This window comes from Pseudomonas sp. HP_12 (genome assembly GCF_055283955.1).
This window is the reverse complement of sequence record NZ_JBTOQG010000001.1, coordinates 380,851-393,358: the sequence shown is the minus strand read 5'-3', so window position 1 is coordinate 393,358 and position 12,508 is coordinate 380,851. Positions and strand designations below refer to the sequence as shown.

Sequence of the window (12,508 nt, the reverse complement as noted above, 5' to 3'; positions counted from 1 at the left end):
TTTGCCAATCGTAGGACCGCGTTTTGAATGTAGGACCGGCTTTAGACGGGAAAGGGCCAGCAGCTACACCGCACAATTGATGGTGTTCACACGGGCCTCTTCCCGGCTAAAGCCGGTCCTACAGAGACCGCGTCAGCAGCCACACCGCGAATTTGATGGCGCCCACGCAGGCCTCTTCCCGGCTAAAGCCGGTCCTACGAAGACCGCATGCGCCGCTGAACGCTTACTTCACCGCTGCTTCAAGGGTTTTGCCCAGCTTGCGCTCCTGCGCGGTCACCAACTGGCAAAGCTCGATGATCTGCTCGCGCATCCAGCGGTTCGCCGGGTCCTGGTCGGTGCTTTCGTGCCAGTACAGGTGCGTCTCCACGGTTGGCACGTCGTTTACCGGCAGATACACGAAATGCAGGTCATTGCGCCGGGCGAAGCGCTCGGGAACGGTCATGACCATGTCGGTCTGCTGCAGCACTTGCGAGGCCATCAGGTAATGCTGCGAACGCAACGCGACCTTGCGCTGAATACCCATTTTGCCCAAAGCCAGATCCACGTAACCCAAGCCACTGCGTCGGCTGGATATATGAATGTGCGCAACGCCAAGGTAGTCATCCAGGCTGATGGCGTCCTTGTTCGCCAGCGGATGGCCGCGGCGCATGGCGCACACATAGTGGTCTTCCATCAGCTTGACGTGGCGCACCTGCGGGTCGGTGTTCAACGGCGCGTCCACCGCGAAGTCCAGACGGCCGGCCGCGAGTTCCTTGGTCGTCTCCCGGCGTTTGGACAGAAAGCTTTCAATGGTCACGGCCGGCGCCAGACGCCGCAGCCGCTGGAACAGCGCGGGCAGGATCACCGCCTCGGTGAGGTCGGTCATGCTGATGCGGTAGTTCTTGTTGGCCTGCAGCGGATTGAAGATCCGGCTCTCCTGCACCGACACCCGCAGCAACGACAGGGCATTGCGCACCGGGCCGATGATGTTCTGCGCCATCGGCGTGGGCACCATGCCCTGGGCCGTGCGCACGAACAGCGGATCGTTGAAGGTTTCGCGAAGGCGCGACAGGGCGTTGGACACGGCAGGCTGGGTGATGCCCACGATCTGGCCGGCGCGGGTCAGGTTGGCTTCGGTGTAGATGGCGTCAAACACAATAAAAAGATTGAGATCGACCTTGCTCAGGTTCATTGCTGTGCGCCTCGTGCAGTTCTTGTTGTTTGGAATGCGCCGAATCATATATCGGTTATGAATGTTTATACACGCCGAGAATAGGTTAGATAAATGGGGGGCGCTGTTCTAGCATCAGATCACGACCTGACAACACCTCATAGAAGGCAGCAGCCCCATGGATTTCGCTTACTCCCCCAAGGTTCAGGCACTGCGCGAGCGCGTGACCGCCTTCATGGACACTTACGTGTACCCGGCCGAGCCGGTGTTCGAGCGTCAAGTAGCCGAAGGCGATCGCTGGCAGCCCACGGCGATCATGGAGGAGCTCAAGGCGAAGGCGAAAGCCGAGGGGCTGTGGAACCTGTTCCTGCCGGAATCCGAACTGGGGGCAGGGCTGTCGAACCTCGAGTACGCGCCGCTGGCGGAGATCATGGGCCGCTCGCTGCTGGGCCCGGAGCCGTTCAACTGTTCCGCGCCGGACACCGGCAATATGGAAGTGCTGGTGCGCTATGCCAATGACGCGCAAAAGGAGCGGTGGCTGGAACCCTTGCTGCGCGGGGAGATTCGCTCGGCGTTTGCGATGACCGAACCCGACGTGGCGTCCTCGGATGCCACCAACATGGCCGCAACCGCCGTACGCGATGGCGATGAGTGGGTTATCAACGGACGCAAGTGGTGGACCTCCGGCGCCTGTGACCCGCGCTGCAAGATCATGGTGTTCATGGGCCTGAGCAACCCGGACGGCCCCCGTCACCAGCAGCATTCGATGATTCTGGTACCGACCGACGCGGCGGGGGTGCAGATCGTCCGGCCGCTGCCGGTGTTCGGCTACGACGATGCGCCCCACGGTCACGCCGAAGTGCTGTTTGAAAATGTACGCGTGCCGTACGAAAACGTCCTGCTGGGTGAAGGACGCGGGTTCGAAATCGCCCAGGGTCGTCTGGGTCCGGGCAGGATTCACCACTGCATGCGCTCGGTCGGCATGGCGGAGCGCGCGCTGGAACTGATGTGCAAACGCTCGGTTCAGCGCACCGCGTTTGGACGGCCATTGGCGCGACTGGGTGGCAACATCGACAAGATCGCCGACTCGCGCATGGAAATCGACATGGCGCGCCTGCTGACCCTGAAGGCCGCCTACATGATGGACACCGTGGGCAACAAGGTGGCAAAAAGCGAGATCGCGCAAATCAAAGTGGTCGCCCCAAACGTCGCCCTGCGGGTGATCGACCGGGCAATTCAGATGCACGGCGGTGCGGGGGTGTCCGGCGATTTCCCGCTGGCCTATATGTACGCCATGCAGCGCACCCTGCGCCTGGCCGATGGTCCGGACGAAGTGCACCGCGCGGCCATTGGAAAGTTTGAGATCGGCAAGTACGTGCCGAAGGAGATGATGCGCGGCGAGCATCGGTGATCGACCACGGCGTCACCAGCAACCCGTAGGTTGCTGGCACGGATGCAGGCGGCTCAACCGCCTTACTCCACCCAAACCTCGACTCGGCGGTTCTTGATCCGGCCTTCATCGCCATCATTGGCCGCCACCGGCATTTCGTCGCCAAACCCGCGCACGTCACGCAGTACCACCTGATGTTTCAGCAGCTCCCGGCGCACCGCCATGGCGCGCAGTTTTGACAGCAATTGCGCCCGCGCCGGATCGCTCTTGGCATCGCCAAATCCCGCCAGCGTTACCTTCTGATCCAGCTTGTCATGGGCCTTCAGGTACTCGACCACGCGCTTGAGATCGAGCATCGCCTTGGTGTCCAGCGTCGCGCTGCCCTGGGCGAAACGGAAATTCACCGACAGCCGCTCGGCCTCCCGCGCCAGATTCTGATACTCCAGCGGCATCTGTGCCGTCGCCCGCACTTTCACCGCCTGAACCGTCTGCGCCACAAACCCGTTCTGCGCGACGATAGACTGGCCCTGGGGACTCTGGGCGAACCGCACCAGCGCCTTGGCCCAGCGCTGCCTCGAGTCGGGCGGCAGGTAGAAATACAGGCGGCGCGACAGCGGATAGTCTTCGGTGGCAATCAGGCTGACCGTGGGCAGCATCGGTTTTGACTCACCGTCGATGATCGCCACGGCCTTTGCCTGACGAATATAGGGCAGGCCGATGAAGCCGATGCCCTGACGGTCCTGACTGACCTGGTCGGACAGTTCCTCACTGGACTCGAAGCGCCTGGCCTCCTTCGACAGCGTCTTGGCGGACTTGGCCAGCACCAGCTCGTTGAAGGTGTCGAACGTGCCGGACTGTTGATCCCGTGCGTATAAATGGATAGCCCCGGCCGGGCCGCCCATTTGCTCCCAGTCGCGGATCTCGCCGGAAAAGATTTTCGCCAGTTCCGCCGTGCTCAGCTCCCGCAGCGGGTTGCCGGGGTGAAGAATCACTGCCACGCCGTCGATGGCGATGACCTGCTCGGCCTCATGACTGCGCAGATCGCCCAAAGCCGCCAGCTCGGTGGCTTCGTTGTTTTTGATCGGTCTTGAGGATGCCGCCACATCCGCTACCCCGTCCTTCAGCGCCACAAACCCGGTGCTCGATCCGTGGGCAGCAATGTCGATGCTGACGTTCTGGCCCGAGGGCAACTGAGCGGTGAGACGCAGTTCGTTGGGGTGCGGGCCAGGTTGTTCCTGAATCGCCATTGCGCCTTGCTGCGCCAGCAAGCCCTTGACCAGCGCCGGCCCCAGCTGCGCGCCAATCGTATTCGAGCCCTGAATGCGCAAGGCGGGCGAGCCGTCAGTCGGCGCCGGAAGCGTAGCGGCGGCTGCGTTTACCGTGAGGGTGGCGGCAAGGAGTGAAGAGAGGACAAGGAAAACGCGAGTGCGCAGCATGTGCGGCATCTTTATATGAGCTGAGGTGGCCGGAGAATAAGACAGGCGGATGACGGCCAGATGACAGATCACGGGGTCGTGCGCGTTGGACGATCAAGCCGCGGGACAGGCGCCGCGCGGCTCGTCACTTAATGGTTCGGTTATTCCAGCTCAAGCCAGATCGGCGCGTGGTCGGACGGTTTGTCCATGGAGCGCAAGTGATAATCCACGCCCGCGCCCTTGATGCGCGGTTGCAGGCCGTGGGACGCGAGGATCAGGTCGATGCGCAGGCCGCGCTTCGGCTCGTCTTCAAAACCGCGACTGCGGTAATCGAACCAGCTGAATTGATCGACCACTTCCGGGTACAGGTGGCGGAAGCTGTCCACCAGGCCCCAGTTCTTGAGTTTCGCGAGCCACTCGCGCTCCTCCGGCAGGAAGCTGCACTTGCCGGTTTTCAGCCAGCGCTTGGCGTTGTCGGCGCCGATGCCGATGTCGCTGTCTTCCGGAGAGATGTTGACGTCGCCCATCACCACCAGCGGCTGGTCATTGCTGAATTTCGTTTCCAGCAAGTTCTGCAGATCTGCGTAGAAGCGCAGCTTCGCCGGGAATTTGGTCGGGTGATCACGGCTTTCCCCCTGTGGGAAATAGCCGTTCATGACCGTCACCGGATTACCGTTGCGATCGGCGAATGTGCCCCAAATGAAGCGGCGCTGGGCGTCTTCGTCGTCATTGTCGAAGCCCTTGTGAATTGACAGCGGCGGCTGACGGGAGAGCAGGGCGACGCCGTAATGACCCTTCTGCCCGTGGAAATGCACGTGATAGCCCAGCGCTTCGATATCGGCCTGGGGGAATTGCTCGTCGGAGACCTTGGTTTCCTGCAAGCCAATGACGTCGGGCTGATGTTTCTCGATCAACGCCGCCAGTTGGTGCGGTCGGGCGCGAAGGCCGTTGATATTAAAAGACACAAGTTTCATGGGCGGCGCTCCTGGCAGCTCCTTGCAAATACAAACGGCGATGCTAGCCGACCTGCCCGGTGACGGCCAGCGCCCGGTTCGCTCGGCTGCATTGGAACCGGGGGGCGTGCATTTCTGAATGGCGGCCAAGTCGTGGGAACTGCGCTTGCGGGCGGCGACTCGAAGCCTTGAAGACAGCCACCCGAGCGACCGCCCCGGGGCTCATCAAAAGGACGAACTCCATGCCTGAACTGCCTGGCGAAACGGCGCAGATCCGTCAGCTCGACAGCGGCTATTCCCGCGAAACCCGCACATTGCTGTACCTCGCCTACCGTCAGGAGCCGAGCTTTGCCTATCTATTTGAATCCGGCCGCTCCGGCTATGACCACCGGGTCAAGGCGACCATCCGTGCGTTGGTCAAACAGCACTTTCTTCAGGACTTGCCGGCGTTGGGGCTGTTCGTGGCGGACCGCCTGGTGGGCGTTGCGCTGATTGCACCGCCCCAGCGGCGGCTGGGCATTACCGAAAGCTGGGCCTGGCGGATTCGCATGTTGATCAGCACCGGCCTGCGCGGGACCCAGCGCTACCTGGAGTATTACCATGACGTGCTGGCCTGTGCGCCGTCGGAAGCGGTTCATGTGCTGCCGCTGCTCGGCGTCCATCCTGATTTTCAGGGCAAGCATTATGGTGAGCAGTTGCTGCTGGCGTTGCATGACTGGTGTGGGCAGGACAAAAACTCGAAAGGCATCGTCCTCGACACGGGAAATGGCCATTATCTGGATTTTTACGATCGACACGGTTATCAAGAAATCGGCGAAGTGGAAGTAGGACCCGTCCGAGAACGCATATTTTTCCGCCCAAACCCCCAGGTTTCATTGGGCTCTGTGGCTTGAGCTACGCAAGCTTCCCCATTTGAGCGGGTTCCAGCAGCCCGCGTCGCTCGTGTAGCATTCGCGCCTATGAAGTTTCCCCATCGATACACCAGTGGCTTTCTCTTGATGTTGTCCAGCTGCGCGGCATTCGCCGATGCGCAGCTGGAGGTCCGGATCAAGCCGTCCAATGCCGCCCTCAAATCCAACATCGAAGGGTATGTAGGCAGCCTCGGCGAGCGCGACGAGCCGGCCCTCGAACGTTTCAGCGTGGGGGCCGTCGAGCAGGCGCAGAAGGCCGCTCAGGCCCTTGGTTATTATCAGGCGCAGATTGACAGCGAAGTCCGCCATGTCGACAACAACCTGCAACTGCTGCTGAAGGTCGAGGCGGGTGAGCCCGTCCACCTGCGCAATGTGTCCATCCGCGTGACCGGGCAGGCCACCCAGCTGAAAAGCTTTCGGGTCCCAAAGGGTGACGCCCTGAAACCCGGCGCTGTGCTCAACCATGGTGTCTACGAGGACGCCAAACACCTGATCGAAACCCAGGCCGCGCGCTATGGCTTCTTCAATGGCCGGTTCGTGACCCAGCGCCTGTCCGTTGACCCCCGTGCCGGTGTCGCCGACATTGAACTGGTCTACGACAGCGGGCCGCGTTTCTCCCTTGGCAAAGTCACCTTCAGCGGCGACGCGCCGTTCGATGAAGACCTGCTGCGGCGCATGGTGCCGTTCAAACAAGACACGCCTTACGACTCCGAACTGATCGCCGAACTCAATCAGGCCATGCAATCGAGCGGCTACTTCGAAGGGGTGCGGGTCAACGCATCGCCCACCGACGCCCAGGCTCAGGTCATTCCGGTGGACGTTCAGCTGCAAACCCGCAAGCCGCGCACCATGGGGCTGGGTGTCGGCTATTCGACCGACGTTGGCCCTCGGGTAAAAGCCAACTGGACGCGCCACTGGGTCAATCCCCAGGGTCACAGCTATGGCGCTGAAGCCGAAATCTCTGCGCCACGGCAGAATGTCGGCCTGTTCTACGACATCCCGCTGGACCCGCCCCTGACCGACAAACTGCGTTTCGCCGGCGGCTACCAATATGAAGAAATCGCCGACACCGACAGCCTCAGCAAGCTCTTGACCGTCGGCCCCGAGTGGCACAGCAAATTGCCCAGCGGCTGGGAACGGGTGATCTCGCTGAAATGGCAGCGCGAAGAATACCGACTGGGCAACGATGAAGGCCTCAGCACCTTGCTCATGCCCGGCGTCAGCTATTCATACCTGCGCAGCGATAACCGCATCGACCCGCACAATGGCTACCGGCTGCAGTTCGATACTCAGGTCGCCAAGGAAGGACTGGGCTCGGACGCCAACCTCTTGCACGGCACGGTCATGCTCAAAGGGCTGACCACCGTGGCGCAGAACCACCGCTTTCTCGGGCGGGTGCAGGTCGGCGGCAGTGCCACCAATGGCTACAAATCGATCCCGCCTTCGCTGCGTTTCTTTGCCGGTGGCGACCAGAGCGTGCGCGGTTATGACTACCAATCGCTGTCCCCGGAAAACTCCGACGGCGACAAGATCGGCGGCCGCTACATGATTGCCGGCAGCGCCGAGTACCAGTACTCCATCGCCGAAAAGTGGCGCGTGGCGGCGTTCGTCGATCAGGGCAACTCGTTTAATACCCTGGACCTGCCGAGCCTCAAGACCGGCGTCGGCGTTGGTGTGCGCTGGGTGTCTCCGGTCGGGCCGCTGCGCCTGGACCTCGCCCACGCATTGGATGAAGACGGCGGTATTCGTCTGCACTTCTCGATGGGACCTGAATTGTGACGAATAGGGATTTGTTGAAACGCACCGTTGCGATAACGGCGCTTACGCTGCTTTCGTTGGTCATCCTTGTGATGCTGACATTGACGCTCGTCCTCGGTACGCAGAGCGGCAGTCGTTGGGCGCTCGGTCTGGTGCCGGGCCTGTCGGTCGACGGGTTTTCCGGTCGGCTGGGCGGCGCATGGCAGGCGGATCACCTGATCTGGCAGCAAGGCCAGAGCACAGTCGACATTGACGCGCCGGTGTTCGACTGGTCACCGGCGTGCCTGGCGCGCATGACGCTGTGCATCGACAACCTGCAGACGGGCGACATCAGGCTGCAATTTCCGCCTTCGACCGACGAAGCCAGCAGCGGCCCCATCAAACTGCCGGATCTCAAGCTGCCGCTGGCCCTGCAGCTGGGTAGCGTGCAGATCGGCAGTCTGCACCTGGACGGCACCGAACAGGTTCGCGACGTGCAACTGGCGGCGCACTGGACTGCCGAAGGGTTGAAGATCGATTCGCTGCACGCCGGTCGTGATGACATCGCGCTGGACTTGTCGGGCCTGCTTAAACCCGAGGGCGACTGGCCGCTGACCGCCGAAGGGCAATTGAAGCTGCCGGATGTCAGCGGTCAGCCGTTGTCACTGGCGCTGAACATTCAGGGCGATCTGCTCAAGACGTTGACGCTGAATGCGCAGAGCAAGGGGTATATCGACGCTCATCTGATCGGTGAGCTGCAGCCGTTGGTGGAAAACCTGCCGGCAACCATTGCCATCACCAGCGACACGTTCAAACCCGCTGCCGATTTGCCGGACACGTTGCAGCTCAATCAGTTGGTTCTCAACGCCAAGGGCGACCTTGCCCAGGGCTACGCCATCACCGGCAACGCCAGCCTTCCCGCTGAAAAAGGTCCGGTGGCACTGGCGCTACAAGGGCGTGTCGACGCCAAGGGCGCGGACATTGCGGCGCTGGACCTGACCGCCAGTGACAATCAGCGGCTCAAGGCCAGCGGCACGCTGGATTGGCAACAGGGCCTGCGCGCCGACGCGAAAATCGACTGGCTCGATTTCCCCTGGCATCGCCTGTACCCACTGATCGAAGAGCCGCAGGTCAGCGTTCATACGTTCACCGGCGAAGTGTCCTACACCGACGGCAAATATCTCGGCCATTTCGCTGGGGACTTCAAAGGGCCGGCCGGTCCCTTCACTCTGGAAAGCCCGTTCAGCGGCGATCTGCAGCAGATCTTTCTGCCCCAGCTTGAACTGGCAGCCGGGCAGGGCAAGGCCAGCGGTCACCTGAACCTGCAATTTGCCGACGGCATCGCCTGGGACACGGCGCTGGATCTCAGCGCCATCGATCCCGCTTATTGGGTCGCGGAGTTGCCGGGCTCCCTGGCAGGTCCGCTGCGCAGCAAAGGGTCGCTGCGTAACGAGCAATTGAACCTGAATGCCGACCTGGATCTGAAAGGGCGTCTGCGCGGTCAGCCTGCGGTGCTGCAAGCCAAGGCCGATGGGGCCGACAATAAATGGAATCTCAACGCCCTGGACATCCGCCTGGGCGACAACCGGATTCAGGGCACGGGCAGCCTCCAGCAGAAGATCGCAGCACAGCTGGACATCAACCTCCCGCGGCTGGGTCAACTGTGGCCCGGGCTACAAGGGCAGATGAAAGGCCGCCTTGATGTCGCCGGCACCGTGCAGGCGCCCCAGGGGCAATTGGCGTTGCAGGGCACTCAACTGGCCTTTGAGGCGAACAAGCTGCAAGCCCTTACGTTGGCGGCCAAGCTCGACAACGCCCAGCGCGGGACCCTTGATCTGAAGACCTCCGGCATTCAAGCCGGCGATACCGCATTGGGCGCTTTGACTGTCAACGGTCAGGGCGACATCAAGCGTCAGCAGGTGAAACTCGACCTGCAGGGACCGTTGCTCAAACTGGCCCTCGCGCTGGACGGCAACCTGGACAAAGGCAACTGGCGCGGGCGTCTGGCCAGCGGTGACATCCAGAGCGGCGGGCAGGACTGGAAGCTGCAGCAGCCGGCCAAACTGGAGCGTCTGGCCGACGGCAAGGTCAACTTCGGTGCCCATTGCTGGGTCTCGGGGCCTGCGAGTCTGTGCGGCGAAGATCAGCGTCTGATGCCGGAACCGCGCCTGCGCTATCACCTCAAGCGCTTCCCGCTGGAAAGCCTGGCTCAGTGGCTGCCCAAGGATTTTGCCTGGAAGGGCGCGCTCAATGCCGACATCCAGCTGGACGTTCCCGCTGCCGGCCCCAATGGCCAGGTGGTCATCGACGCCAGCGGCGGGACGCTGCGGGTCGAGGACAAGAACCAATGGCTGGACTTCCCCTACGACACGCTGAAGCTGACCAGCAGCCTGACCCCGAAGAAAGTCGACACTAGCTTCGATTTTCGTGGCGGCAAGCTCGGCGAACTGCTGGCCCGACTGAGCATCGATCCAATCGCCAAAAACAAACCCGTCACCGGCGATTTCACCCTTAGCGGCCTGGATATTTCGGTCGGCCGGCCTTTCGTCCCGATGATTGAGAAGCTCAACGGCAAGCTCAATGGCAGCGGCCGGATTTCGGGCAGCCTGATGGCGCCGCAGATCAACGGCAATGTGGCGCTCACCGACGGTGAGGTGTCGGGTCCGGAAGTGCCCGTGAACTTTGAAAAACTCAACGTTCAAGCCCTGATTGCCGGCGAACGTGTGGATTTGACCGGCAAATGGAGCAGCGGCGCGGCGGGTCAGGGCAGTATTGGCGGGCATGTGGCCTGGGCCGATGCGCTGGACGTCGACGTTGCGGTGAAAGGCACCCACCTGCCGATCACTGTTGAGCCCTACGCCAAGCTGGAAGCGGCGCCGGACCTGAAGATTACTCTGCAGGGCGACCGGCTGGCGGTGTCAGGCAAAGTCCTCATCCCGAAAGGCGAGATCACGGTGCGCCAGCTACCGCCCTCGACCGTTAAAGTGTCCGATGACACGGTGATCGTCGGCCAGCAGACCAAACAGGGCAAAACCCCGCTGGCCATCGCCATGGACGTGAACGTCGAAGTGGGGCAGGAAACCCTGAGCTTCACCGGCTTTGGCCTGACCGCCAATCTCGTCGGGCACGTGCACATCGGCGACAACATGGACACGCGCGGCGAGTTGAACCTCAACGATGGCCGCTACCGGGCTTACGGCCAGCGCCTGACCATTCGCAAGGCACGCCTGTTGTTCGCAGGGCCGGTGGATCAGCCGTATCTGGACATCGAAGCCATTCGCCAGACCGACGACGTGATTGCCGGCATTCGACTGAGCGGCAGCGCCGAGCAACCGACCACCACGGTGTTCTCGGAACCGGCCATGAGCCAGGAGCAAGCGCTGTCCTATCTGGTGCTGGGCCGTCCGCTGAGCACCAACGGTGAGGACAGCAACATGGTTGCCCAAGCGGCGTTGGCATTGGGCCTGGCCGGCGGTTCCTCGACGGCGGGCAAGCTGGCGTCCGGGCTGGGGATTCAGGATTTCGACCTGGACACCTCCGGCAGCGGCGACAAGACGGCGGTGGTCGCCAGCGGCAAGATCACCGACAAGCTCAGCCTGCGTTATGGCGTGGGGGTGTTTGAACCGGCTAATACGCTGACCTTGCGCTACCTGCTCAGCAAGAAGGTGTACCTGGAGGTCGCGGGTGGTGTGGCGAGTTCGCTGGATATTTTCTACAAGCGGGATTTTTGATCAGACGAGGGCGAACGCCTTCGACGAAGCCGGCTTGCTCGCGGGGGAGAGTGCTCCGCTAGCAAGCCGGTTTTGAGGAGTCACGCAACCGCCGCGACTTAAGCGGCTGTCGAGTAACCGGCTTCAGCCGTTGACCAGCTTCATCGCCGCATCCGGATAGCGACCACCCGCCACAGCGTTAACCGGGAACAAGTCTTTCAGCGCCTGTAATTCCGCCGCACTGAGTGTCACGTCCAGCGCAGCGACGTTCTCCTCCAGGTACTTACGCTGCTTGGTGCCAGGAATCGGAATCACGTCAGTGCCTTGGGCGAGCACCCAGGCCAACGCGAGCTGGCCGGCGGTGATGCCTTTTTCTGCCGCCAATTGCTCGACCTTCTGCACCAGCAGCAGGTTTTTGGCGAAGTTTTCGCCCTGAAACCTAGGGCTGCTGCGGCGGTAGTCATCGGCGGCGAAGTCGTCCGTGCTTTTCAGGGCGCCCGTCAGAAAACCTCGGCCCAACGGGCTGTACGGGACAAACGCGATACCCAGACGGCGGCAAGTGTCCAGCACGCCGTTTTCTTCCGGATCGCGGCTCCACAGGGAGTATTCGGTCTGCAAGGCGGCAATGGGGTGAACCTTGTGAGCGCGTTCGAGGGTGCTGGCCGACGCTTCGCTCAAGCCGAGAAAGCGCACCTTGCCGGCCTTGACCAGCTCAGCCATGGCGCCAACGGACTCTTCGATTGCCACGCCCGGATCGATGCGGTGCTGGTAATACAGATCCAGGGTGTCGATTTTCAACCGCTGCAACGTGCCATCGATCGCGGCGCGGATGTACTCGGGACTGCCATTGACCCCGCGCGCGCCGGCGTCGCCCGGTATACGCACGATGCCGAACTTGCTGGCGATGAACGCCTGATCCCGCTTGCCCGCCAGCGCTTTGCCCAACAGTTCTTCGTTGGTGTGGGGACCGTACATGTCGGCGGTGTCGAGCAGGGTGACGCCCAGCTCAAGCGCCCGGTGTAGGGTGGCGATCGCTTCATCGGGATTGCCGCCGGTGGTGTAAAAGTCGGTCATGCCCATGCAGCCCAGGCCCAGGGCCGAGACCTGTGGTCCGTTTTTGCCAAGTTGACGCGTTTGCATGATGAATGCCTTGTCAATCAAGAGGACCGCCATTCTTGCGCCTCGACAGCGTCGGGATAAACCGGCTAAAAGTGCTTTCACTATTGGTTATATCTAAACAAT

The 12,508-nt window shown here is 62.0% G+C and carries 8 protein-coding genes; 4 read left to right on the top strand and 4 right to left on the bottom strand.

Features of this window, described 5'->3' with window-relative positions; translation table 11 throughout:
- Positions 1 to 223: 223 nt before the first annotated feature.
- Positions 224 to 1,171, bottom strand: a complete 948-nt coding sequence (locus tag ACYASU_RS01670; protein WP_133775085.1) for a LysR family transcriptional regulator — start codon at positions 1,169 to 1,171, stop codon at positions 224 to 226.
- A 157-nt stretch (positions 1,172 to 1,328) separates the two neighbouring features.
- Here ACYASU_RS01670 and ACYASU_RS01665 point away from each other — a divergent pair, with 157 nt between their 5' ends.
- Positions 1,329 to 2,561, top strand: coding sequence for an acyl-CoA dehydrogenase (locus ACYASU_RS01665; RefSeq protein ID WP_463581727.1), 1,233 nt, complete (start codon positions 1,329 to 1,331; stop codon positions 2,559 to 2,561).
- A gap of 62 nt (positions 2,562 to 2,623) precedes the next feature.
- On the opposite strand, the gene ACYASU_RS01660 is transcribed toward ACYASU_RS01665, so the two are convergent.
- Both ACYASU_RS01660 and xthA read right to left on the bottom strand, forming a co-directional pair.
- Positions 2,624 to 3,976: a substrate-binding domain-containing protein gene (locus ACYASU_RS01660; protein ID WP_463581726.1), complete on the bottom strand. Its 1,353-nt coding sequence runs from the start codon at positions 3,974 to 3,976 to the stop codon at positions 2,624 to 2,626.
- A 140-nt stretch (positions 3,977 to 4,116) separates the two neighbouring features.
- Positions 4,117 to 4,929 carry an exodeoxyribonuclease III gene (gene xthA / locus ACYASU_RS01655; protein ID WP_192173906.1) on the bottom strand — a complete coding sequence of 271 codons (813 nt, stop codon included), beginning with the start codon at positions 4,927 to 4,929 and terminating at the stop codon, positions 4,117 to 4,119.
- A 221-nt stretch (positions 4,930 to 5,150) separates the two neighbouring features.
- Between xthA and ACYASU_RS01650 the strand changes: the two genes are divergently transcribed.
- From ACYASU_RS01650 to ACYASU_RS01640, 3 genes are all read left to right on the top strand, one after another.
- The gene (locus ACYASU_RS01650; RefSeq protein ID WP_463581725.1) at positions 5,151 to 5,801 is read left to right on the top strand and encodes a GNAT family N-acetyltransferase; all 651 of its coding nucleotides are present in this window, start codon (positions 5,151 to 5,153) and stop codon (positions 5,799 to 5,801) included.
- A 66-nt stretch (positions 5,802 to 5,867) separates the two neighbouring features.
- Positions 5,868 to 7,598, top strand: a complete 1,731-nt coding sequence (locus ACYASU_RS01645) for an autotransporter assembly complex protein TamA (RefSeq protein ID WP_463581724.1) — start codon at positions 5,868 to 5,870, stop codon at positions 7,596 to 7,598.
- A gap of 71 nt (positions 7,599 to 7,669) precedes the next feature.
- The gene (locus ACYASU_RS01640; protein WP_463581723.1) at positions 7,670 to 11,287 is read left to right on the top strand and encodes a translocation/assembly module TamB domain-containing protein; all 3,618 of its coding nucleotides are present in this window, start codon (positions 7,670 to 7,672) and stop codon (positions 11,285 to 11,287) included.
- A 123-nt stretch (positions 11,288 to 11,410) separates the two neighbouring features.
- Here ACYASU_RS01640 and ACYASU_RS01635 read toward each other — a convergent pair whose 3' ends face one another.
- Entirely contained in the window at positions 11,411 to 12,406 is a 996-nt protein-coding gene (locus ACYASU_RS01635; RefSeq protein WP_463581722.1) for an aldo/keto reductase, read from the bottom strand.
- Between the last annotated feature and the right edge of the window lie 102 nt (positions 12,407 to 12,508).

Bases quoted from the DNA above. Each gene is read 5' to 3' on its own strand.
- ACYASU_RS01645 (WP_463581724.1), top strand. From the start codon at position 5,868: ATGAAGTTTCCCCATCGATACACCAGTGGCTTTCTCTTGATGTTGTCC.
- ACYASU_RS01665 (WP_463581727.1), top strand. From the start codon at position 1,329: ATGGATTTCGCTTACTCCCCCAAGGTTCAGGCACTGCGCGAGCGCGTG.
- xthA (WP_192173906.1), bottom strand. From the start codon at position 4,929: ATGAAACTTGTGTCTTTTAATATCAACGGCCTTCGCGCCCGACCGCAC.
- ACYASU_RS01635 (WP_463581722.1), bottom strand. From the start codon at position 12,406: ATGCAAACGCGTCAACTTGGCAAAAACGGACCACAGGTCTCGGCCCTG.
- ACYASU_RS01660 (WP_463581726.1), bottom strand. From the start codon at position 3,976: ATGCTGCGCACTCGCGTTTTCCTTGTCCTCTCTTCACTCCTTGCCGCC.
- ACYASU_RS01670 (WP_133775085.1), bottom strand. From the start codon at position 1,171: ATGAACCTGAGCAAGGTCGATCTCAATCTTTTTATTGTGTTTGACGCC.
- ACYASU_RS01640 (WP_463581723.1), top strand. From the start codon at position 7,670: ATGCTGACATTGACGCTCGTCCTCGGTACGCAGAGCGGCAGTCGTTGG.
- ACYASU_RS01650 (WP_463581725.1), top strand. From the start codon at position 5,151: ATGCCTGAACTGCCTGGCGAAACGGCGCAGATCCGTCAGCTCGACAGC.